Source organism: Gymnodinialimonas sp. 202GB13-11, from assembly GCF_040932485.1.
GTDB lineage: Bacteria > Pseudomonadota > Alphaproteobacteria > Rhodobacterales > Rhodobacteraceae > Gymnodinialimonas > Gymnodinialimonas hymeniacidonis.
In genome coordinates, this window is record NZ_JBFRBH010000001.1 from 3,145,105 (window position 1) to 3,166,432 (window position 21,328).

21 protein-coding genes are annotated in these 21,328 nt (G+C 61.0%); 8 read left to right on the plus strand and 13 right to left on the minus strand.

Annotation, left to right across the window (positions count from 1 at the left end; translation table 11 throughout):
• Window positions 1-11: 11 nt before the first annotated feature.
• The 6 genes from V8J81_RS16115 to V8J81_RS16140 all read right to left on the minus strand — a co-directional run bounded on the left by V8J81_RS16115 (window position 12) and on the right by V8J81_RS16140 (window position 4,632).
• Window positions 12-641 (minus strand): NAD(P)-dependent oxidoreductase, encoded by a 630-nt coding sequence (locus V8J81_RS16115; RefSeq protein ID WP_368476768.1) that lies wholly within the window; start codon window positions 639-641, stop codon window positions 12-14.
• A gap of 52 nt (window positions 642-693) precedes the next feature.
• Window positions 694-1,365, minus strand: a complete 672-nt coding sequence (locus V8J81_RS16120; RefSeq protein ID WP_368476769.1) for a cupin domain-containing protein — start codon at window positions 1,363-1,365, stop codon at window positions 694-696.
• A gap of 209 nt (window positions 1,366-1,574) precedes the next feature.
• Window positions 1,575-2,678, minus strand: coding sequence for a site-specific DNA-methyltransferase (locus V8J81_RS16125; protein WP_368476770.1), 1,104 nt, complete (start codon window positions 2,676-2,678; stop codon window positions 1,575-1,577).
• A 109-nt stretch (window positions 2,679-2,787) separates the two neighbouring features.
• Window positions 2,788-3,387, minus strand: coding sequence for a ribonuclease HII (gene rnhB, locus V8J81_RS16130; protein ID WP_368476771.1), 600 nt, complete (start codon window positions 3,385-3,387; stop codon window positions 2,788-2,790).
• 129 nt (window positions 3,388-3,516) lie between these two features.
• A complete protein-coding gene (locus V8J81_RS16135) occupies window positions 3,517-3,969 on the minus strand; it encodes a hypothetical protein (protein ID WP_368476772.1) in 453 nt (150 codons plus the stop codon).
• A gap of 144 nt (window positions 3,970-4,113) precedes the next feature.
• A complete protein-coding gene (locus V8J81_RS16140) occupies window positions 4,114-4,632 on the minus strand; it encodes a hypothetical protein (protein ID WP_368476773.1) in 519 nt (172 codons plus the stop codon).
• A gap of 243 nt (window positions 4,633-4,875) precedes the next feature.
• On the opposite strand from V8J81_RS16140, the gene V8J81_RS16145 reads away from it, so the two are divergent.
• From V8J81_RS16145 to V8J81_RS16155, 3 genes are read left to right on the plus strand one after another with little or no spacing between them, the layout of a single operon-like run.
• The gene (locus V8J81_RS16145) at window positions 4,876-5,169 is read left to right on the plus strand and encodes a hypothetical protein (protein WP_368476774.1); all 294 of its coding nucleotides are present in this window, start codon (window positions 4,876-4,878) and stop codon (window positions 5,167-5,169) included.
• Window positions 5,141-5,863 carry a winged helix-turn-helix domain-containing protein gene (locus V8J81_RS16150; RefSeq protein ID WP_368476775.1) on the plus strand — a complete coding sequence of 241 codons (723 nt, stop codon included), beginning with the start codon at window positions 5,141-5,143 and terminating at the stop codon, window positions 5,861-5,863. Before V8J81_RS16145 ends, V8J81_RS16150 begins: the two co-directional genes overlap by 29 nt.
• Before the next feature lie 3 nt (window positions 5,864-5,866).
• A complete protein-coding gene (locus V8J81_RS16155; protein ID WP_368476776.1) occupies window positions 5,867-6,778 on the plus strand; it encodes an alpha/beta hydrolase in 912 nt (303 codons plus the stop codon).
• A gap of 90 nt (window positions 6,779-6,868) precedes the next feature.
• Here V8J81_RS16155 and V8J81_RS16160 read toward each other — a convergent pair whose 3' ends face one another.
• Window positions 6,869-7,153 (minus strand): hypothetical protein, encoded by a 285-nt coding sequence (locus V8J81_RS16160; protein ID WP_368476777.1) that lies wholly within the window; start codon window positions 7,151-7,153, stop codon window positions 6,869-6,871.
• Between the two features lie 172 nt (window positions 7,154-7,325).
• Between V8J81_RS16160 and V8J81_RS16165 the strand changes: the two genes are divergently transcribed.
• The gene (locus V8J81_RS16165) at window positions 7,326-8,504 is read left to right on the plus strand and encodes a cupin domain-containing protein (RefSeq protein WP_368476778.1); all 1,179 of its coding nucleotides are present in this window, start codon (window positions 7,326-7,328) and stop codon (window positions 8,502-8,504) included.
• 24 nt (window positions 8,505-8,528) lie between these two features.
• Here V8J81_RS16165 and V8J81_RS16170 read toward each other — a convergent pair whose 3' ends face one another.
• Genes V8J81_RS16170 through gpmI form a run of 6 tightly spaced genes read right to left on the minus strand, consistent with a single transcriptional unit; the run spans window position 8,529 to window position 13,991 of the window.
• A complete protein-coding gene (locus tag V8J81_RS16170; protein WP_368476779.1) occupies window positions 8,529-9,020 on the minus strand; it encodes a hypothetical protein in 492 nt (163 codons plus the stop codon).
• Window positions 9,021-9,053: 33 nt separating this feature from the next.
• Window positions 9,054-9,509, minus strand: coding sequence for a hypothetical protein (locus V8J81_RS16175; protein ID WP_368476780.1), 456 nt, complete (start codon window positions 9,507-9,509; stop codon window positions 9,054-9,056).
• On the minus strand, window positions 9,506-9,982 hold the full coding sequence (locus tag V8J81_RS16180) for an RNA pyrophosphohydrolase (protein ID WP_368476781.1): 477 nt from the start codon (window positions 9,980-9,982) through the stop codon (window positions 9,506-9,508). The genes V8J81_RS16175 and V8J81_RS16180 overlap by 4 nt, the downstream gene beginning before the upstream one ends.
• Entirely contained in the window at window positions 9,979-11,301 is a 1,323-nt protein-coding gene (locus V8J81_RS16185; protein ID WP_368476782.1) for a S41 family peptidase, read from the minus strand. Before V8J81_RS16185 ends, V8J81_RS16180 begins: the two co-directional genes overlap by 4 nt.
• 39 nt (window positions 11,302-11,340) lie before the next feature.
• The gene (locus V8J81_RS16190; protein ID WP_368477664.1) at window positions 11,341-12,468 is read right to left on the minus strand and encodes a murein hydrolase activator EnvC family protein; all 1,128 of its coding nucleotides are present in this window, start codon (window positions 12,466-12,468) and stop codon (window positions 11,341-11,343) included.
• 2 nt (window positions 12,469-12,470) lie between these two features.
• A complete protein-coding gene (gene gpmI, locus V8J81_RS16195; protein ID WP_368476783.1) occupies window positions 12,471-13,991 on the minus strand; it encodes a 2,3-bisphosphoglycerate-independent phosphoglycerate mutase in 1,521 nt (506 codons plus the stop codon).
• Window positions 13,992-14,147: 156 nt separating this feature from the next.
• Here gpmI and V8J81_RS16200 point away from each other — a divergent pair, with 156 nt between their 5' ends.
• The 4 genes from V8J81_RS16200 to V8J81_RS16215 all read left to right on the plus strand — a co-directional run bounded on the left by V8J81_RS16200 (window position 14,148) and on the right by V8J81_RS16215 (window position 21,326).
• Window positions 14,148-17,255, plus strand: a complete 3,108-nt coding sequence (locus V8J81_RS16200; protein WP_368476784.1) for a M10 family metallopeptidase C-terminal domain-containing protein — start codon at window positions 14,148-14,150, stop codon at window positions 17,253-17,255.
• Window positions 17,256-17,338: 83 nt separating this feature from the next.
• Complete coding sequence (locus tag V8J81_RS16205) at window positions 17,339-19,348, plus strand: glycosyltransferase family protein (protein WP_368476785.1); 2,010 nt, start codon at window positions 17,339-17,341, stop codon at window positions 19,346-19,348.
• Entirely contained in the window at window positions 19,345-20,448 is a 1,104-nt protein-coding gene (locus V8J81_RS16210) for a hypothetical protein (RefSeq protein WP_368476786.1), read from the plus strand. Before V8J81_RS16205 ends, V8J81_RS16210 begins: the two co-directional genes overlap by 4 nt.
• On the plus strand, window positions 20,445-21,326 hold the full coding sequence (locus tag V8J81_RS16215) for a hypothetical protein (RefSeq protein ID WP_368476787.1): 882 nt from the start codon (window positions 20,445-20,447) through the stop codon (window positions 21,324-21,326). Before V8J81_RS16210 ends, V8J81_RS16215 begins: the two co-directional genes overlap by 4 nt.
• Window positions 21,327-21,328: the final 2 nt, after the last annotated feature.

Genomic DNA, 21,328 nt, shown 5'->3' on the forward strand with positions numbered 1-21,328 from the left:
GAAAGGGCGGTCTAGCGCTGGAGCGCCGGGGTTTTCCCAACCATCTCGGAGCCTTCAGCGGCGGTCACAAGGAAATCGGCCACGTCAGCACGTGAGATGAGACCGTTTCGCCATTCGGCCTTCTCGGTCAGCACCTTATAGGCGCCGCTCTTGCGATTGTCGCTTAGGATACCGGGGCGCGCGATGGTCCAGTCGAGGTCGCTGTCGCGGATCAATTGCTCCTGCACATCCTTGTCGGCATAGGCGCGGCCGAGGAAGGCCTTTTGCGTCAGGCGCTCGGGCGTGGAGAGCTTCTCAGCCGAGTCGCCCGCGCCGAAACCCGTCACGGTCAGCAGGCGCTTGATGCCGGCCTTTTCCATCTGTTCGATCAGCACGCGGGTGGCGTCCGAGAACAGGGTCGTTTTCTTCAGCACGCGCGCATCGCGTGGCACGCCAAGGGTCAGGATCACTGCATCGCAGCCGTCGATGGCGTTGAAAACATCCACGCCGTTCGTGGCATCGCCTTCCATCCATTCGAACCCGTCCGCCTCCAGATCCATCTGGCTGCGCGACATGGCGCGGACCTGATGCCCGCGTTCCAGCGCTTCGTCGACGGCTTTGCGGCCAATGCCGCGGCTTGCTCCGATAATGGCGAGTTTCATGAGCGATACCTCCTGTATGGATAGATAGGAAGGGATCGCGCAAAGCCCAACTTCAGGCGGCGGCCTGGAACGGCAGGTGCCCGGTTTTCACGTAGATCAGGCAGCCCTCGTCGGACCATGGCGTGTGCCGCGACATGTGCGGGGAACGGGTCCAGCTGCCCGCCGGATAGTCGCCGTGTTCATCCTGAAAGGTGCCTTCGATCACGAAAATCTCTTCCCCGCCCCAATGGGTGTGCTGCGAGAATTTCGTGCCTGGCGCCCATCGCACGAGGGCAACGTTTTCGCCCTCCACCGAATGCAATGGTAACACCGACAACCCCGGCGCTGATCCGGGCAGAAACTCCGCCGCCTTTGTGTCGATGGCGAATTGCGCCGTATCGCCCTCATCAAACTGGCACAGCTTCACGAGGATCGTCGCGCCCTCTGGGCCGATATGGGGCGTGTGCGACGTGCCTATGGGGTTCCGCACATAGGTGCCCGCCGGGTAATCGGCGTGCTCGTCCGAGAACACGCCGTCAAGCACTAGAAACTCCTCCCCACCGCCATGGGCATGTGCGTCGAAACTGCTGTTCGGGGCAAAGCGCACGATGGTCGTGGCGCGCGCCACCTCATCCCCGATGCGGTCCAACATCATGCGATCCACACCGCTGGCGGGCGAGGAGACCCAGTTGTAATCCTCGGGCCGGATCACGACTCGTTCGTTGAAATCTGCATTCAGGCGCATGGTCCCGTCTCCGTAAATCAAGCTGGCCCCAATCTAGGCGGCCCCCTTCGACGATACCACCGGCTGCCCGAGCAATGCGCAGGATCCGGGCCGCCGAGACGAAAAGACCCGCCGGAGGACCGGCGGGTTAAGTTGGTCCGCGCCACACCTGATAAAAGCGCGCGGACGGCAAGGTTCGGGATCGGGGGTCTTGGGAGCCCCCGAAAACCTTATTGGGCCATTTCAGCCCGGATCTGTTGGCGAAGCACGTCGATGGAGACGGTCTTGCCGTCGCGCTTGAAGTGCCAGTAAGTCCAGCCGTTGCAGGACGGCGCGCCCTCAAGCTCGGCGCCCACCTTGTGGATGGACCCCTTCACGTCATCAGCGATAAGCGTGCCGTCCGCACGCACCTTGGCCTGCTGGCCACGGGCGTTGCGAAGCATTTCACCCGGGCGCAACATACCGCGTTCCACGAGTTGGCCGAATGGCACGCGAGGTTCCGCCCGCTTCCCTTGCGTGACTTCCAGCGCGGATTTGTCGAACTTGCGGACTTTCGACAAGCGTTTCTCAGCAACCTTGCGATAGGCTTCCTCACGCTCGATACCGATGAAATCGCGTCCAAGCATCTTGGCGACGGCTCCGGTTGTACCGGTCCCGAAGAACGGATCGAGCACCACATCGCCGGGCTTCGTCGCGCCCACCAACACACGGTGCAGAAGGGCCTCTGGCTTCTGAGTCGGATGCGCCTTGTCGCCGTTCTCATCTTTCAGCCGCTCGCCGCCATTGCAGATCGGAAGCACCCAGTCCGAGCGCATCTGGATGCCCTCGTTCAGCTCCTTCAGCGCCTCATAATTGAAAGTGTATTTCGCGCCTTCTTCCTTCGACGCCCAGATCATCGTCTCATGCGCATTGGTGAACCGCTTGCCACGGAAGTTTGGCATCGGGTTCGTCTTGCGCCAGACCACGTCGTTGAGGATCCAGAACCCCTGCGTCTGAAGCTCTGCCCCGACGCGGAAGATGTTGTGGTAACTGCCGATCACCCAAATCGCACCATTGGGTTTCAGCAGGCGGCGCGCGGCAGACAGCCACTCGCGGGTGAATTGGTCGTAGACCTTGAAGCTGTCGAACTGGTCCCACGCGTCATCGACGGCGTCGACCTTGGTGTTGTTCGGGCGATGCAAATCGCCCTTCAGCTGAAGGTTGTAAGGCGGATCGGCGAAGATCAGGTCAACCGATGCCTCGGGCAGCGAACGCATGATTTCAATGCAATCGCCCGCAAGAATGGTGTTGAGCGGCAGCTTTTTGGCTGCCTCCGGCTTTGTCTTTGTTGTCATTTTCTGCCTCTGGTGGGCGCCTCTATTGGGCGCTTTGATGTCCACTGAAGGCAGAATCACCCGAAAGCGAATCTGGGTCAATTTTGTTTCGAATCAGCCGCTTACGATTTTATCCACACAATATCTTGTGGATGGGGGCAAAGCTGCGCCGGTGATGTGGCGTCACCCCTAGATCGTGTAGACCGGCCGTGTGTTTTGCTGTGCCGTAGCCCATGTTCGTCTCCCAACCGTAACCCGGATGCATCACCGCAAGCTCCTTCATCAGGGCGTCGCGCCGCACTTTCGCCACAATCGACGCCGCCGCGATAGAAACGGACCGACCATCGCCCTTCACGACGCAAGTCGCCGGGCACGGCAGGTCCGGCGGCACAGCGTTCCCGTCGATCAGGGCGTGGGTGGGGGCGGTAGCCAAACCGTCCATAGCCCGTCGCATTGCCAGAAAAGTCGCTTGCCGGATGTTGAGTGCGTCGATCTCTTCCACGCTCGCCCAACCTAAGGACACGTCCGCAACAGCCTCGATCTGCACAGCCAAGGCATCGCGCCGCGCCTCAGTCAGTTTCTTGGAATCGTTCAGCCCCTCAGGGATACGCGCCGGATCAAGCACAACCGCGCAAGCCGTCACTGGTCCGGCCCAAGGCCCCCGGCCCACTTCATCAACACCGGCGACAAAGCCGCCAAGCTCGGTTTCCAAAGAAAAGTCAGGTCCCATGTCCTGCGATGTGCGCCAAAGAAAGAGGCGACGCAACCGCATGGTCACGTCGCCTCGCTGCTCGGGTCGGCTACTGCCGCGCAGCTTGCCCGGCGATCTCACGCCACCGGACTGCGCCTTTGAATGGGCTTACCCGTGCGACCAACCGTGGTTGGCCAGGCATCGCGCGCCATAGATCTGGCGCTGGCCGCGCTGGGTCTGCACGGTCCGCAGGCAATTGGATGGCAGCAGATGCGCCTGTTGCGCGTGGTTCTGCATGCAGCGGCGCAAGTAGCCGCTGTAGTTGCCGTAATAGCCATGGCCCTGGATGTGGCAGCGCGACGGTGCAACGCGGTGGTATTGCGGCTGGGGCTGAGGATGCGGCTGATGAATGACCGGCGGGTTATGACGGTTGCCATTGTTCCGGTTCGCCTGGCTAAGGCCATACAGAAGCAACAGACCGCCAAAGATCGCGGCGGCCTCTGCGCCTTGATTGCGGTGGTTGTTGGCCGCCGCTGGGGTTGCGGTTGCGGTGATACCGGTTGCCGCGAGAGTAAGGGCGAGAGCACCAGCCGTGAAGGTCTTGGAGAGATTACGAAACATGTCTTGGGTCCCTTGTTTCGGTTGCGCTTGAGGGGTTCAGGTCTTGGGTTGGGGCGCACTCATTCGGCGCTTGTGGATCAACCCTCCCCCCTCGGCTCTCCGCCATGCAATTACGGCGGCGCGCTATCCGATAACGGGAACGTTTCACTCAACGATCACAGGGCCGATCAACGTGGGACGCAGTTCAAACACGTAGCAATCACCAAAGGGATTCGCGTCATCGGCATATGTGTCGTCCCACCCAAGGCACCGGTTGGTAACGACCCAGCCATCCGGGATGATTTGCGGAATCAGGCCGACATAACCGGGGCCGGGTATGCTGACTTGATAAGATGCAGTTTCGTCTCCCCAGGTGTCTGGCCGTGTCGACGACCAACGCAGAAAATCGATGTAACGCTCTGGTGCATCGATTTGCGTGAACACCCAATCCGGCACGTCAGCCGTCTCTGGCTGCGCGGGAGATGGCACAGCGAGCAAGACACTATCGATATCGTGCCAGACCAATTCAGCCAGTGGTGCAGGCCCGCCGTGGTAATGTTCCGACACCCAATCCGTGCCGAAGCGTTCAACGTAGTGCTGATAGTCTTGAAGGATATCTGCCGAGGCCGTCGACCCCGACGTCACGAGAAGAATCGCCACAAGGGCGGAAAAGGATTTGGTCATCGAAATCGCCTATCTGTAATCGCCAGCGGGCGGAAATGCCCAAGCGTGTGAAAAGGTGTTGTACGCGGCTGAAATTGCCGTTGTGGCGACCTTCCCCAAATCCTGCCATGCAAGGCAAAAACGCCCCCCTGCTATCCGATAACAGGCCTGTGAACCGTCCCCCGTCATTGAATGACAGCCCGCATCTGCCCCATCTTCATCCGTGAAGCTGCCCCCTTTCAGCAAACGAAACGAGCCATCACGATGAAACGATTATTCAAATCCCTCCTCGCCGCCGCCGCCCTTACGGTCCTGGCCGGCCCCCTCCACGCCGCATGTTTTGCGGACTATCGCGCAAGGATGGATAACCCCTTGCGTCTGCATTACGGTGTGATCGAAGTGCCCCAAAGCGCATGTTCGGTCGGCGCCGCCTCATCCGTCGTTTCCGGCCGCCTTGCGTCACAAGGCTGGACGTTGGTGCAGGTGATTTCGGTTTTTGACGATTCCGGACTCGCCTCAAGGAGGGCGGATGCCGGACAATACTACCTCAGTTTCTGACCCGAAACTGTCGGTCGCTGACACGCGAATTGCATCCACGCGTGTCGTTCAATTGGGTGTCTTGGCGGTGGTCGCGGTCCTCGTGGTCTCCGCCATTCTGCTTTTTGTGAACCTTCCCGACGCCGAAGCTTTCAACAACGCCGTTGTCACGGTGTTTGAAGTCAACGACGTGCGTGACCCGGACGCGACCCGCGTTCTGGAAATCATGGCGCAGACCGGCACGACCTTCTCCAAGGTGCTCGCCAGCTATCGCGCAGTGATCTTCGTCCTGCTCGTCTTTGCAACCGCGCTTCTGGTCGCCTGCCTCGTCTTTCTTGTCACCATCGTCACCCTCAATCGCCGCATCGGTGAGATTGAACGTCAGGGCATCCAGGTCTCCTCCCTGATCTTGTCGCGGGAGGAGCGTGTGGTGCTCATCAACAATCTCGAATTCAAGCTGACCGACGCCGCGATGGAGACGCTGTCGGTGCTGGCCGAGGCACGTCTGGATGATGACGTGCTGTCAGGTGCGCAGATTGAGGCGATGGTGTCCGGCAAGTCTGAAACGGATGTGGATGAAGCCGCCGGGGCCACCCGCATCAAACGCCTGCGTGATACGCTCGGCAACCAGATGGTGTCCGAACTGCTTGTGAAAAATATCGCCCGGCGCGGCTACATCCTCGCCATCGACAAAGACGTCATCAAGATGGTCTAGGGCGTGAGCGACGCGCCCTATCCGGGCCTCGCGCCCGACCTTTGGGATTTGGTGGCCGACATGGCTGCCGATCCCAACCCCGTGCCGGAGCATGAGCGGCCTCTGGAAACCCTGCGCGCTGCGGTCGCCCGGATGGAGGCGACCTTGCCGCCCCTTCCCCAATCGATCAAAACCTGCGACTGGACCATATCCTGCAACGGGCGCGACGTGCCCCTGCGCAGCTATACCAGCCCCAAACGTGCCAAAGGCACGATGCTCTACTTCCACGGCGGCGGGTGGGTGCTCGGCTCACTCAAGGGCCACGATCTTGTCTGCGCCGACCTTGCACTGGAAACCGGCCTCACCATCGTCAGCATCGACTACGCCCTTTCCCCAGAACATCCCTATCCGGCTGCGTTGAAAGAAGGTCTCGCCGCCATTGCGCATCTGGCCGAACAAGGCCCGCTCTGGCTCGGCGGCGACAGCGCCGGGGCCAACCTCGCCCTCGGCTGCGCGCTGCACCTGCGTGATCACAACGCCCCTGTGCCGGACGGCCTGTTTCTGATCTACCCCGCAACGGACCGGACTTGTGCTTCCCCGTCCCACACCCACCACGCGAGGGCGCCCTATCTCTCCACCAAAGTCATGCACCGCTGCTGGCACGAATATCTCGGAGCCACGGCAGATGCGCCTTACGCCGACATTGCCCACAGCAACCTGCAAGGCCTCCCTCAGTCCGTGATCCTAACCGCTGAGCTCGATCCATTGGTGGATGAAGGCGATGCTCTCGCCAGAGCCATCGCCGGTCACGCCACCGTCTGGCACGAACAAGCAAAGGGTCTGATCCACGGCTTCCTGCGCTTCCGTGCCACATCACCAACCTCAGACGCCGCCTTCCGCCGCGCCGCGCGCGCGCTCGCCGACCGCCTCACCTGAAAACACGAAACGGGCCGACCCAAAGGACGACCCGCTCCATCTTTGTTCTTCAAATATGCTGGGGGGTTTGGGGGCTGGCCCCCCAATGCCTCAGCAGTAAGGTGCGCCGCGGCCCCAACCGGCTGCATCGGTGATCGAGCCGTTATCGGCGTCGGTCGCACCCGTAGCGACACCACCGCTGCCGCGCGGGCAGGAACCGGCGTCGGTCCAGGTGCCATTGTCGATGTCAGCGGCCGCTGCCGCCGTCGGGATCGTTGCAACTGCACCGGCTGCGCCACCGGCAGCCATCAGGCCAAGGAAGCCACGGCGGCCCTTCGGGCGATCCGTCGAGATTTCTGCGTCGGTCAGGGTCTTCTGTTTTTTATCGCTGGACATGAGCCGAAGCTCCTTTCGTGATGTCTTGCTAAATACTGGGCGGCACATTGTCCGAAGACGCGCTTTCGGTCAACGACAGGATTCCCCGCATAGAGTCGAAGATTGAACATGACAGCCGACCGTGGTCTGACTGTCACAAATCAAAATGCCAGCCATGAACGAGCCTGATTAAATGAGCCAGCCAATTTCCTTCGACTGGGCCATCGCGCCCGAGACGCCAGACACTTTCTTTTCCGAGTATTTTGAGAAGAAGCCCATGCTCATCAAGCGAGGCCAACCAGGCTACTTCGCTGATCTGCTCAGCTACGCCGAGATTGACCGCGTCGTGTCGACGATGGGCCTCAACCATCCAGAGATCAATGTCACCAAATCGGACGGAAACATCACGCCTGCCGACTTCGCTTACGAGACGGGCCAGATCGACCCGGTCCGCGTGAACCAACTCTTCGCAGATGGCGCAACGGTCATCCTGTCTGGCCTGCACGAACGCCTACCACAACTCGCCCGCTATTGCCGCGCGGTGGAGGCGGTGATGTCCGCCCGCGTGCAAACAAACATCTACATGACGCCTCCGGGCAATCAGGGGTTCAACCCGCACTATGACAGCCACGATGTGCTGGTGCTGCAAATCTCGGGGTCCAAGGAATGGCGCATCTACGGCACGCCCGTTGAATTGCCCCTGAACGATCAGGGATTTGAGCGGGGCATGGACGTGGGTGAAGAGGTTCAGCGCTTCGTGCTGGAACCCGGCGATACGCTTTACCTCCCCCGTGGCGTGGCCCATGACGCGGTCGCCACCGATGAAACCTCGCTTCACATCACCACCGGTCTGATGTTCCGCACCTGGGCCGATGTGCTGGCAGAGGCGGTGATTGCCAAAGCCCACCGCGAACCCGCAATGCGCCGTGCGCTTCCGCCCGGTTTTGCAAACCATGGCGCGGATCTCGGAGCCTATGACGACACATTCAAGGAACTCATGAACCTTCTCGCCGATGCGCCTGCAGGCAAGCTTCTGGCAGGCTTCCGCGAGGATTTCCTGACGGGCCGTGTTCCGCGGGTCGAAGGGCAGATGGCGCAGCTTGCAGCGCTCGATACGCTCACGATCGACAGCCGCGTGGGCGGTCGCCCGCATCTGGTCTATGCCCTCCACATGGAGACCGAGGAAGAGCAAGTGCGCCTATCTTGTCAGGGGGCGGAGATTGTCATGCCCGATTTCGCTTCCTCCGCGATGGAGTTCTGCCTGACCACGCCCGAATTCCGCCTCGGCGATATGGGTGGCGAACTGGACGATGCGGGCAAGCTGGTATTGGCGAAGCGACTGATCCGCGAAGGGCTCATGCAGGTTCTTTGAATTCAAGCATTGCCCGGGCGGCCTTTACCAGAAGCCCGGGCACGTCCCCTGATGGCAATCAATGACCTCTTGCAACATGCCGGGATGCACGTCGTGAAAGACGTTTGCGGGGCAGGCCCCTTCATCAAGGATGTAGGTGCCATTCACGACCCGAAAGAAGAGGAGCCCGTAATCCACGGGTGAGGCCGCACCGCACCAGGCCGCGATGCACGTGACATCCACCGTCACCGATAAGGTCTGCTGATTGTTGAAGTCCGCGCCGGTGAACAGGCCACCGTCGAACCGCGCGGGTTGGGTGTAGCCAACCATCTGGTTTGGGTCATCTCCTTGCATCGTCAGGCCATGCGGTGGGTTGCTTGGCCCGGTCAGCGTCAGGGAGCCTGCGCCGATCACGTAATCAGCCGGGCTGTCCGCAGCATTGGTATAAGCGCCTGCAACGGTTGGTTGAAGGCACGATAGCGCCATGGCCGGACCGGCAGCGAAAACGGATAAGAGCAGTGCAAAAAGTCGGATCATATGGATCCCTCCTTAAAACTCCGGCGCGCGATCCTAGTCGCATCCACCTCGCACGCACTGCAAAACGGCATCCATATCCGCGCGCGTTGGATTGGCATGGGCAAGACCACCGCACCCGCCAGTGACAAAAGCATAACCAGCGTCGGTTCGCTCCAAAAAGTAGAGCGTCTCAACATCAACCGAATGGCCCCCACACCCGCCCCCGTAGCACAGACCAGTGACTTCCACCTCTGCACTCCATCCCGGCGCAAAGCCATCCTGGATCAGGATTTCGCCCTCAAGACGAGTCATCTGGCGATAGCTACCCTGATCATCAATCGTCTCACGTGGGCCGACATTCTCCAATCGTCCTATCGCGATGACGTAATCGACTTCGGATTCTGCGGCGAAGGCGTAGTTGGCCTCAATGCTTGCTGCGCCAGAACAGCTCAGCGCTGCAGCGGGACCAGCCAGGGCCAAACCAATCAACGGGGCGCAGCATCGGATCACAGGCCAAACTCCTCGAACACCGCCGCGTATATATCACGTTTGAAGGCAACAATCGCGTTCAGGATGTCTGGCGCGCTCATCCAGCGCCATGCGCTGAACTCGACATCCTTGTAATTCAGGTCAATCACGTCGTCAGTCGCATCCAGACGGAACTGCGCCCACTTCTGCTTTTGCCCGCGAAAGCGCCCGTTCCAACGGTTCGGGATCACATCCAGCGGCAAATCGTAATACAGCCAATCCGCGGTCTCGCACACAAGGCTCACATGCCCGCGCCCAACGCCCGTTTCCTCTTCCAACTCGCGATAAGCCGCCTCCAACGGCGTCTCACCTTCATCCACGCCACCCTGTGGCATCTGCCAGGCTGGCGTCTCCATATCCGCCCGCTGCCCCGCAAAAATAAGCCCCTGCGCGTTGGTCAGAACGACCCCCACGCAAGGGCGATACGGTAGCTTTGCAGCCTCCTCTGGGGTCAATTCGGCCCCAGAGCGTTCAGGCCGGTCAGAATGTCGATGGCGTAGGCCAGCTGATAATCCTCATTCCGAAGGGTCGCCGTGGCCTCTGCCGCCGCACGCTCTTCTTCCAGAAGGTTCAACTCATCCTCCGTCAACGAGGAGTTCTCGATCGCTCCACGCAAACCGGCCTCGCTGCGGTCCGGACGATCTTCATCCTCCTCAACTTCAATCGGATCACGCTGTTCGACGATGATGTCCGGGGCCACGCCAAGCGCCTGAATCGAACGGCCCGATGGCGTGTAGTAGAGCGACGTGGTCAACCGCATCGCGCCATCACCGGCCAGCGGCATCACCGACTGGACGGAGCCTTTGCCAAAGCTCTGCGTACCGACGACAACCGCACGGCGATGGTCCTGCAAAGCACCCGCCACGATTTCCGAGGCAGAGGCGGAGCCACCGTTGATCAACACCACCATCGGAAGGCCGTTGATCATGTCACCGGGCGTGGCGTTGTAGCGCTCTCCATCCTGCGGCTCCCGCCCACGGGTAGAGACGATTTCACCCTGCTCAAGGAACGCATCCGACACACGGATCGCCTGGCTCAGCAAGCCGCCGGGATTGTTGCGAAGGTCAAGAACGACGCCGTTCATATTCTCCAGACCGCCGACCTCTTCGATCAGGCCCTCAAGCCCGTCACGCAGGTTGGGGAAGGTCTGGTCGCTGAAGGTCGACACGCGCAGCACAGCCGTATTGCCCTCAAGCCGCGCACGCACCGCTGTCAACTGGATCCGGTCGCGGGTGATGGTGATGTCGAACGGCTCATCCGCGCCTTCGCGGACCACGGTAATAACGATATCGCTACCCACCGGGCCGCGCATCAGGTCCACCGCCTCTTCCAGCGTCAGGCCCAACAGCGCCTCGCTGTCGACATGGGTGATGTAGTCGCCTGCCTCGACACCGGCTTCCATCGCGGGCGTGCCATCCATCGGCGTAATCACGCGCACAAAGCCATCTTCCTGCGTCACTTCGATGCCAAGCCCGCCGAACTCGCCGCGGGTCTGTACCTGCATGTCCTCGAAGTCGCTGGCCGAGATATAGCTGGAATGCGGGTCGAGCGAGATGAGCATCCCATTAATGGCCGCCTCAATCAGCTCTTCCTCATCAACCTCTTCCACGTAGTTCTCGCGGATGCGCTCAAAGATATCACCGAACAGGTCCAGCTGCTCGTAGACAGAGGTATTGTTGGCCGCTTCCTGCGCCAGCAGGGGTCCAGCGATCTGGGTGCTGACCAGCACACCACCCGCAATTCCGCCCACGGCGGCCATCATCAGCTTCTTCATCGCACGTCGTCCTTCCTCATCATCTGCCGTCACGGGGCCTCAGTTCGCGGTGAACCAGTCCAGCGGATTCACCGGGCTCCCGCCCTGTCTCAGTTCCATATAAAGCGTTTCCGTCAGCCCGGCGCCACCGCCTTGCGCCTCGGACACGATCAAATCCGTCTCATCCTCACCAGTTTGGCCCGGCATCAGGCCCAATGGCGCCCCACCGGGCACCAGTTCACCGGCGGACACAAACAAATCACCTGCACCCGCCAGGATAAGAAGATAGTCCGCGTCGGGCTCCAGGATAATGACATTTCCGTAATCCAGCAGTGGACCGGCATATCGGATCGACGCGGGCCAGGGCGCCGTCAACAGCGCGCGCGGCTCCACGGCGTAGAGAACTCCGGGACGGGCGATACCAGCAGCGTCTGCCTCATCAAAGCGGCGCAGAAGCGCACCAAGCACGGGAAGGGCCAGATCGCCTCGCGCGCTTTCGAAATCAGGCAGGTCCGCCGTTGTCTCTGCGGTGCTTTCGCCCAGCAGCGATGCGAAACTCGACAGGCTGTCGATGCTGCCCGCCAATTGCGCCATAGCGGCCCCATCCAGGTCAAACCGCTCGGGCAAGTCGACCCGGTCTGCAATCGCTTGGCTCAACTCCGTGCGCGCTTCCTGCACGCCTTGCACGGCGCGTTCAAGCTCAGCGATGGCGCCGTCCTGCAAAGCGCGTAAAACGGCGAGTTCCTCCAACTGCTCGCGCAAGGCCACCGCTTCCCGCGCCACGGCAGGGGTTACATCGGCCACGATCATGCCCAACCGCGCCGTGCCAAGCGGCCCTTCCGGATGCAGCAGCGTCGCAGGTGCAGGCGCTTCCTCGATCCGTTGCAAAACACCCAATAGCTGCGCCAAACGCTCCCGCTCCGCTTCAAACACCAAAACTATGGTCTGCTCGCGCAAAGCCGCCTCACGGATACCCGCGCGCAGGGCGTCCAGCCCATGCTCATAGGCGCGCACGGTCTCGGTCAGTGCCTCCACACGGTCCCGCGCGCCATCGGCCTCGCGCAAGGCGCTTGCCGCATCCTCCAGCATCCGCGTGGCTTCGCGCGCGGTCATCGACGGGTCAGTCTGAGCGCCAATCGGCACCGCTGTGAGAAGACCTGCAAGGCCGAGGAGGAGCGCGCGCACCATCATCATGCGATCAGGCTCTCCCCAGTCATCTCTTCCGGTTTCTCCAGCCCCATCAACTGCAACAGCGAAGGCGCAAGATCAGCCAGCCGCCCGTCGCGCAGGCTGGACCCGTCCGGCCCGCCGACCATCACCACCGGCACCAAATTCGTCGTATGCGCGGTGTGTGGCCCACCCGTCTCGGGATCCACCATAGTCTCGCAATTGCCGTGATCGGCACAGACGATCATCGCGCCGCCGACCTCCTCCAGCGCAGCAACCGCTTGCCCAAGGCCGTCGTCCACCGCCTCACAAGCCGCAATCGCAGCATCCAGATCTCCGGTATGCCCGACCATGTCCGGGTTCGCATAATTTACGACGATCAGCTCATAGCCGTCGCGGATCGCATCCACGAATTGCTCCGTCACCTGCCCCGCACTCATCTCGGGCTGCATATCGTATGTGGCCACGTCAGGCGATTTCGGCATGGAGCGATCCTCGCCCTCTTCCGGCACCTCAACACCGCCGTTCAGGAAGAACGTCACATGCGGATACTTCTCTGTCTCGGCCAGACGGAACTGCCGCAAGCCTTGCTTGGCCACCCATTCCCCCAGAGTGTTCACGATCTCCTGCTTCGGAAACACGGTCGTCATGAATTCGTCGTGTGCCTTTGAGTAGTCGACCATCCCCAGCTTTGCCGCCAGCTCAGGCCGCCCGAACACGTCGAACGCGTCAAAGTCAGGATCGCCAATCGCCGCAAGGATTTCCCGCGCCCGGTCCGCCCGGTAGTTCAGCATGAAGATACCGTCGCCGTCCTGCATGCCCGGATAATCCCCAATGACGCTCGGCGGGATGAATTCGTCAGTCTTGTCCGCGTCATAAGCCGCGCGCACAGCCTCTAGCGGATCGCCATAGGCATCGCCGCCGCCCAGAACCATCGCACCGTAAGCTTTCTGCACCCGGTCCCAGCGGTTGTCGCGGTCCATCGCGAAGTAACGGCCCAGAACGGTTCCGATCCGCGCACCATCCGGCAGCCGTGCCATCAGCCCCTCAACGAAAGCCTCCGCTGATTTCGGCGCCACATCGCGCCCATCCGTGATCGCATGGACCACAACCGGCACGCCCGCATTTGCGATCACCTCAACGGCGGCTTCCAAATGCGTCAGCTGCGAATGCACACCGCCATCGCTGACCAGCCCCATCAGATGCGCCGTCCCGCCTGAACCCTTCAGCGCCTCGATGAAATCCAACAGCGCAGGGCGCGTCGCAAACGTCCCCTCCGCGATGGCGTCGTTGATTTCAACCAAGTCCATCTTCACGACCCGGCCCGCGCCTATATTGGTGTGCCCAACCTCGGAATTGCCCATCTGTCCATCCGGCAGCCCAACATCGCGCCCATGGGTCAACAGCGTGGCATTCGGGCACTCGGCGATCAGACGATCCATCGTCGGCGTCTTCGCCAAAAGCGGCGCATTATCGGCCTCTGTCTGGCCAATCCCCCAGCCATCCAGAATGCACAAAACCACCGGTTTTGGAGCGTCTGCCATCGTGCCCATGCCCTTTCTTACCACCTCGTTACGTTGGCTATCAGCCTTTGAAGCAAGAGACAAAGTCTTGCCCCAAATTTCGCCGGGTTTCTGCCTGCCCGCACCCTTTCATGGGCCCTAACGCTTCAAACTGTCCTCGAAAAAGGCTGGCCCCCAATGTGTACGATCTGCGCCGCGTTTCGCCCGCAAGACAAGGAATGCACCTACGCCGCGCTCATGGCCGATGACATCGCCCTAGGGGTGGAGCCTTTGCCCTTCACGGCCATACCCAGCGGTTACAGCGGCCCTATCCTATTTTCGCAAAGCGATGGATCAGGCGTTGAAAAGGCCAATATCGACGCGGCCAACGGCCCGGCCACGGCCTATTTCATGGGCACCAATGACACGTTCGATGGCACGATTTCCTTTGCCGGTGATCGCGATTGGGTCGCCATCGACCTGACGGCGGGCCAGCACTATTCCTTTTCCGTCACCGGGCGCACGGGCGATCCACTCGATGACAGCTTCCTGCGCCTGCGTGACAGCGACGGGACAGTCATCGCGATCAACGATGATGGTGGAGCGGACTACAACGCGCTTCTCAATTTCCAGGCGCAGGAAACTGCCACCTTTTTCATTGATGTCGGTGCGTTCATCAGCTCCTCCAGCAACAGCGAATGGATGACAGGCGGTTATCGCTTGAGCACGGATGTGCTGAACCCCTCCAAATCCATCGTCAACCACGATGCGCTGGCCAACTACCTGACCGATGGCTTCTGGCAGGATCGCGGCGGCGTCGGCCATTCGTTCAACACCAGCTCCAGCAATGTCATCACCGTCGACATCGACGCACTGAACGCGTCCGGCCAGAAACTCGCACTCTGGGCTTTGCAAGGCTTCGAGATGGTGATCGACGTCACCTTCGATGTCGTCACCTCCGGCGCGAACATCACCTTCGATGATGAACAGAACGGCGCTTTCGCCACGTACAATTCCGCTTGGAACAACCCCAGCGTCACCACCTCGGCCTTCATCAACATCCACAAAAGCTGGATCGCGACCGGGCAGAACGACATCAACGATTACGGGTTTCAGACCTACATTCACGAAATCGGCCATGCCCTCGGCCTGGGCCATCAAGGCAACTACAACGGCTCCGCCAGCTACGGCCTGAACAATGTTGGCGCCAGCAACACCAACACGTTCCTAAACGATAGCTGGCTCGCCTCCGTCATGTCGTACTTCGACCAGAACGAAAATCCGTATACCGGCTCGACCAATTCCGCCGTCGTGTCCCCGATGCTGGTCGACCTCATAGCGCTCGAAAATCTCTACGGGGCCGCCGACGCCGCAAGCAGCCCGACCGCCGGGAATACGATCTTTGGCGCAGGTCACACCTTGGGCAATGCCTTCGCCGGGTCCGACCTCAACACCAATGGCAGCTACCTTGCTGCCATGTTCGACTATCTTGAGACCGGGACAAACCCCGGCGGCATGTTCGACAATTCCGCCATTGCCTTCACCATCAACGATGTTGGCGGCACCGACCTGATCGACTTTTCCTTCGACCCGTCCGACCAGTTCGTCTCACTTGAGGCTGAGACGCTTTCAACCGTCCTCAACCCCTACGGCGCGGGCCATAACGACAATATGTGGATCGCGCGCGGCACGGTGATTGAGAATTACACCGCCGGCACTGGCAACGACTCCGTCGACGGCAATGGCATGGCAAACCAGATCATCGGCAATGACGGGGCCGATACCCTGAACGGCGCGGCGGGCAATGACACGCTGATGGGTGGTGAAGGTGGTGATCTGCTTGATGGCGGATCGGACCGTGACCTGCTCAACGGCAACGCTGGCAATGACACTCTCACAGGCGGAGCCGGGGCTGATACCTTGGTCGGCGGCACTGGTGCAGATGTGCTTTTGGGCGGCCTCAGCACCGACATCCTGATCGGCGAAGACGGGGCAGACAGCATGGATGGCGGGGCCGAGGATGACACCTACTACGTCACCACCGGCGACGTCGTGACCGACAGCGGCAGCAACGGATATGACCTGGCCCAGATCGTTGTGGCGACCGGTCAAAACCTGCAAATGTCAGGCTGGTCCGGGGTGGAACGGGTCGAAGGCTTCACCGGCAATGACACGATCAATGCCACCGGTCAGCAGGATCAACTCCTGATCTGGGGCCACAACGGAAACGACGCCATCACTGGCGGCAATGGCAGCGATGTCCTGCTTGGCGGCATTGGCAACGATGTGATCTCGGGCGGCTCCGGGAACGACACCATTCTGGGCGAGGCCGGAAATGACACCATGTCCGGCGGCGCAGGTCTCGACGTTTTCTACATCGACGGCGGGGGCGACAGCATCTCGGATGGTGGCAGCGGCTATGACGTGGCCACGATCAACAACGCGTCCGGCGTATCGCTTGCCATCGGCGGTTGGGCTTCGGTCGAACGGGTAGAAGGCTTCGTCGGCAATGACACCATCGACGCGACCGGTGCCAATGACACACGGCTGATTTGGGGTAATGCCGGGAATGACCAGATCACGGGTGGCGCGGGTGATGACATTCTGCTTGGCGGCACCGGCAATGACATCCTGAACGGCGGGGCCGGCGCCGACACGATTCAGGGCGGAACCGGCAATGACACCTTCAACGGCGGCGATGGCCATGACCTGTTCTTCATCGGTGAAAGCGGCGATGCTGTCAGCGACGGTGGCGACGGCTACGACACCGCCATCCTCAACACCGCAAGCGGCTTGAACATCGCCATTGGCACCTGGTCCGGGGTCGAGCGGGTCGAAGGGTTCATTGGCAATGACACGATTGATGCCGCCGGGGGCACCATTGGATTTGTGATTACTGGCGGCACAGGCGATGACCGGATCATCGGCGGGGCGGGAAACGATACGGTTTACGCGGACGGCGATGACGATGACGTTTTCGGCGGCGCGGGTGACGATGCCCTGATCGGCGATGCGGGCAATGACACACTTCAAGGCGGACAGGGAAAGGACTTCCTGTTTGGCGGGGCTGGCGCGGATGAGTTCAGGTTCGATGATGGCTGGGGCGAAGATGTCATCGCCGATTTCACCCATGGCGCTGACGTGATGGACCTGTCGCAAGTCAATGGCCTCGCCCGCATCGAAGACCTTTCGATCACCTCCGACAGCAGCCACACCTACATCAACCTCGTGTCCGGCGGCGGGGACCTGATAACTTTGGCCAACTTTAACGGAGTTTTGACCGAATCCGATTTTAACTTCGTCTGAAGGTCGCGGGGGGAACCCGCGCAGCACGCATGGGTGCCGGGGCCATTGGGCACTCGCGCCCTCCAGACGAAGGACATTCGAGCATGCAGACGTTGGTCGCCCTCGGCCGCGGTTTCTTGGACCGTGTCATCCACCGATCCTCCAGACAGGCTGGCGAATTGGAACGGATGCGCCCCGATTTCGACCCTGACTTCTACCTTGCTCAATTCTCCGAGGATGATCTGCTGTCCGACCCTCTGGTGCACTACCTGCGCACCGGCTGGCAGGATGGCCTCGATCCCCATCCAGATTTCTCAACCAACGGCTATCTCAACATGCACCTCGATGTCGCAGACGCCGGGATGAACCCCCTTCTGCACTACGTCACCTTCGGCCGCGACGAAGGGCGCGAGGTGCCACCATCCCACGTCTCCCACCTCAGTCGGCAAGCCCGCGCAACCGCTGCTATCAACTCCGCCCAACAGCTTGACCGCGACGCGGTTGAAGTCGCGGACGAAATCGACCTCGCCTTTTACGAGGCGACCAGTGGGCGCACCTTTCCCGATGCTGTCGCCGCTGCGCGCCACTACCTCCAGATCGGTTGGGAACAAGGACTCGACCCCACTGCAACCTTCTCCACCCGCGCTTATCTCAGCCATTATCCAGACATCGCTGACGCCAATATCCCGCCTTTCCTTCACTACATCCGCGCCGGTCGTGCTGAGGGTCGGTTGGCGCAAGACCGCGCCGATGATGTCGCCCGCATTCTGGCGGCCTCCCCCACCTTGGAAAGTGTTGAGAACGATTGGCTCTTTGCCCATCCCGAACAGGTGCCAATGCAACGTGAGTTGGGCGCGCAGCAACTTCTCGCGGCGGTTGAGGCCACATCAGACCGCCTTATCTTAGCATTCACCCACGATGATTTCTTGAAGATCCGCGGCGGCATCCAGCTCTGCGTTGGCAAGGAAATGCGGCATGCCGAAGAACATGGCATCGGGTACATCGCCCTGCATCCCGCACGCCCCCGGCCCCGGCTTGCTCCGCTTGGCGAAAGCCCCGTGCTCTATGCCACCATCGCGGGAAACCGCATCGGGCCATTGCACATCGACTCAGTGCTCGACGTGGCGCGTCGGTTCCGCGATAGCCGTAAGATCGACATCGTCCTTCACGCCCTTCTGGGCCATTCCCCCGAAGACATCGCAGCCCTCAGCAAAAGCGCGGGAACGCAACGGCTGAATGCCTGGCTCCACGATCAGTTCTTCTTGTGCCCAAGCTACGCGCTGCAAAGCAATCTGGTGCGCCAATGCGGGGCACCGGAACCCAGTTCAACCGCGTGTCGCATGTGCCTGTTCGGGGAAGAACGGCACGAACATCTCAGCCGCCTGCGCGCCTTACTGCAGTTGATCCCAACCCTGGCCATTGCCCCGTCCAAAGCCGCCGCTGACATCGTTTTTTCCAAAGGCGACCTGCCGTTCGAACGCTTTGAAATCGTGCCCCATGCGCACCTGTCCGAAGGGCCAGCCAAAGCGGCCCCAAAGTTGAGGCAAACCACCATCGCCTTCATCGGCGCACCCAAGCGGCACAAGGGCTATGCCACCTTCCGCGACATTGCCCGCCGCAATCTGGGGCGCGATGATGTGCGCTTCCTCTACTTCGGCTCCGCCAAACATGTTGAGCCCGGCGTGCCAACAATTCCCGTGGACGTTACCGCTGAAACTCCCACTGCGATGATCGACGCGCTGGAACGCGAGACTGTCGATTTCGTCCTGCACTGGGCTCAGTTTGTTGAAACCTATTCCTTCGCCACCGTCGAAGCCATGCAAGCCGGCGCGCACGTCATCACACATGCCGAAAGCGGAAATGTCGCCGCTTTGGTACGTGAAACAGGGCGGGGTCATATCTTTGAAGACACGCATGCACTCGACGCGTTCCTCGACCGCAAGACCTTGGCCAAAGCGACCCGTCAACGCCGCAAGAAGCAGCGCGTACTTCTGACCGAACCCAGTACGCTCAGCTTCTCTGTGCTCGACAAACCGGTCAAACCAGCGGCGCAACCCAAACAGCATGTCAAAAAGACAACCGCGCAAAGCCGCAAAGTTCGGGCCGTTTCATGACCATCTACGCCTTTTCCTCATTCACCTATTCCTACCTCGACCGCGCTCGGGTTCTGGCGCAAAGCCTGCGGCAAAGGCATCCGGAATGGCACCTCTGCGCCGTCGTCACAGATCTCCCCCCGGATGGTTCATCACAAGATGATCTTCTGGTGGATTTCGACACCATCCTGACCGCCGAAGACCTTTTGGCCGATGAGATCGGGCCGCGCTTCTCAAGCTGGATGTTCTGCCACAATATTGTTGAGGCCTGCACAGCCGTTAAAGGCCGTGCCCTCGCACATCTTCTGGACAAGCCCGATGCCGAAAAAGTCTTCTTCTTCGACCCGGACATCGCGGTCTTTGATGATCTCTCTTCGCTCGTCACTGCCCTCGACGACGCCGACATCCTGCTGACTCCTCACCAACTCGATCCTGAGCCCCGCACCAATGCAGTGGCCATTGGCGACAACGAAATCGCATCGCTGAAATGGGGGGCCTACAACCTTGGCTTTGTCGGTGTGGCCAACACCCCCGACGGCGAAGGGCTGCGCTTTGCGAAATGGTGGGGCGACCGCCTGCTGGATTGGTGTCAGGACAATCTGCCAAAGGGCCTCTTCACCGACCAGAAATGGTGCGACCTCGTCCCCAGTTTCTTCGATGATGTCCACGTCCTGCGCGATCCGGGCTGCAACGTCGCCAGCTGGAACCTTTCGCAACGCCGCCTCGCCTTCACCGAGGCGGGCGATATCACCGTCAACAAAGCGCCCCTGCGCTTTTTCCACTTCACCAAACTCGGCCCCGTCGGCGATCAGATGACCCGCCGATATGCCCATGACAACCCCGAGGTGCTGGAGGTTTGGGCTTGGTACAAACGCGCCGTAGCCAAAGCGAATGCGCCCGAAATCCCGGCCCGCTACTGGCACTACGGCACGTTCAGCAATGGGCGGCGCATCCCCGACGAGGTCCGCCAACTCTACCGAGACCGAGCCGACCTGCGCGCCGCGTTCAGCGATCCGTTTGATGTGGAAAACGGCTTCCATGACTGGCTCGTCGCCGAAGGCCATTTGCCGGCCCTCACCCCAAGCGACCCCTCGACACTGACGCAGGGGGCCGCCCTGTGACCGAGATCTACGGCGTTGTCTTTCAGATGGGGAAGGTGGCCAGCACAGCCATCACCAAAGCGCTTGGATCCTTGCGGCAGGTCGAGGCCGCTCATTGCCACTTCTTGGGCGAAGACGCCCTGCGCAAAGTGCTGCGTGTGGCTTTGAACCCTGCCAATACCGATTACTTCTTCAATCATCAGATGGGCCAGATGGCCGAAAACGCCGCCATCACCCGCGCCATCAACCGCATTCGGGCCGGCACAGACCCGCGCCGCCTCGTGGTTCTGTCCCTTACGCGCGACCCCTTCACTTGGTTCCGTTCCAGCGTCCTGCAAGACATTAGCGGTTATGCCGATCTGCTATGCGATCTCGCACCCGAAAATGCCAGCGCCAACCGCGATGCACGCGTGCGCCTTGGCCTGACCCGCTTCCTCGGTCATTTGGAAGAGCATCTATCTGATTTCCCGACGGTCGAAGACTGTCTTGAAGCCAGCCGGTCGGGCGATCCGCACAAGATGGGCCGTGCCCGCGATTGGCCGCACCAGCAACGCCAATTGCTTCTATCCGCACTCCGCCCCGCCGACTGGTTCAACCAACACTATCGCATGGGCCTCGGCCTCGATCTTACCCAATTCCAGCGCAACACACCCCTGTGGCACACCACAGATGGGAACGCGCAGTTCGGTATCATCCGGTATGAAGAACTCGACACCGCCTTCCCGGTGTTCTGCGATTGGGCCCTGGGCCAAACGCCCCGCCTGCCGGTGGCAAACGAAAGCGGACGTAAGCCCTTTTCCAACGCCATCTCAGCCGCGTTCGCCACGCAAGAGGCCGCGCGCCTGCAAGCCGCGCTCAAACGATCAGATTATGCGCGTCATTTCGGCTATGCCGCGTGAGC

Excerpts from the sequence above, each read along its gene's own strand:
- V8J81_RS16120 (WP_368476769.1), bottom strand. The coding sequence starts at position 1,365 with ATGCGCCTGAATGCAGATTTCAACGAACGAGTCGTGATCCGGCCCGAG.
- V8J81_RS16150 (WP_368476775.1), top strand. The coding sequence starts at position 5,141 with ATGCCGGACAATACTACCTCAGTTTCTGACCCGAAACTGTCGGTCGCT.
- V8J81_RS16170 (WP_368476779.1), bottom strand. The coding sequence starts at position 9,020 with ATGATCCGACTTTTTGCACTGCTCTTATCCGTTTTCGCTGCCGGTCCG.
- V8J81_RS16210 (WP_368476786.1), top strand. The coding sequence starts at position 19,345 with ATGACCATCTACGCCTTTTCCTCATTCACCTATTCCTACCTCGACCGC.
- V8J81_RS16185 (WP_368476782.1), bottom strand. The coding sequence starts at position 11,301 with ATGAAGAAGCTGATGATGGCCGCCGTGGGCGGAATTGCGGGTGGTGTG.
- V8J81_RS16115 (WP_368476768.1), bottom strand. The coding sequence starts at position 641 with ATGAAACTCGCCATTATCGGAGCAAGCCGCGGCATTGGCCGCAAAGCC.
- V8J81_RS16190 (WP_368477664.1), bottom strand. The coding sequence starts at position 12,468 with ATGGTGCGCGCGCTCCTCCTCGGCCTTGCAGGTCTTCTCACAGCGGTG.
- V8J81_RS16205 (WP_368476785.1), top strand. The coding sequence starts at position 17,339 with ATGCAGACGTTGGTCGCCCTCGGCCGCGGTTTCTTGGACCGTGTCATC.
- V8J81_RS16125 (WP_368476770.1), bottom strand. The coding sequence starts at position 2,678 with ATGACAACAAAGACAAAGCCGGAGGCAGCCAAAAAGCTGCCGCTCAAC.
- V8J81_RS16160 (WP_368476777.1), bottom strand. The coding sequence starts at position 7,153 with ATGTCCAGCGATAAAAAACAGAAGACCCTGACCGACGCAGAAATCTCG.
- V8J81_RS16145 (WP_368476774.1), top strand. The coding sequence starts at position 4,876 with ATGAAACGATTATTCAAATCCCTCCTCGCCGCCGCCGCCCTTACGGTC.
- rnhB (WP_368476771.1), bottom strand. The coding sequence starts at position 3,387 with ATGGGACCTGACTTTTCTTTGGAAACCGAGCTTGGCGGCTTTGTCGCC.
- V8J81_RS16200 (WP_368476784.1), top strand. The coding sequence starts at position 14,148 with ATGTGTACGATCTGCGCCGCGTTTCGCCCGCAAGACAAGGAATGCACC.
- V8J81_RS16165 (WP_368476778.1), top strand. The coding sequence starts at position 7,326 with ATGAGCCAGCCAATTTCCTTCGACTGGGCCATCGCGCCCGAGACGCCA.
- V8J81_RS16135 (WP_368476772.1), bottom strand. The coding sequence starts at position 3,969 with ATGTTTCGTAATCTCTCCAAGACCTTCACGGCTGGTGCTCTCGCCCTT.
- gpmI (WP_368476783.1), bottom strand. The coding sequence starts at position 13,991 with ATGGCAGACGCTCCAAAACCGGTGGTTTTGTGCATTCTGGATGGCTGG.
- V8J81_RS16140 (WP_368476773.1), bottom strand. The coding sequence starts at position 4,632 with ATGACCAAATCCTTTTCCGCCCTTGTGGCGATTCTTCTCGTGACGTCG.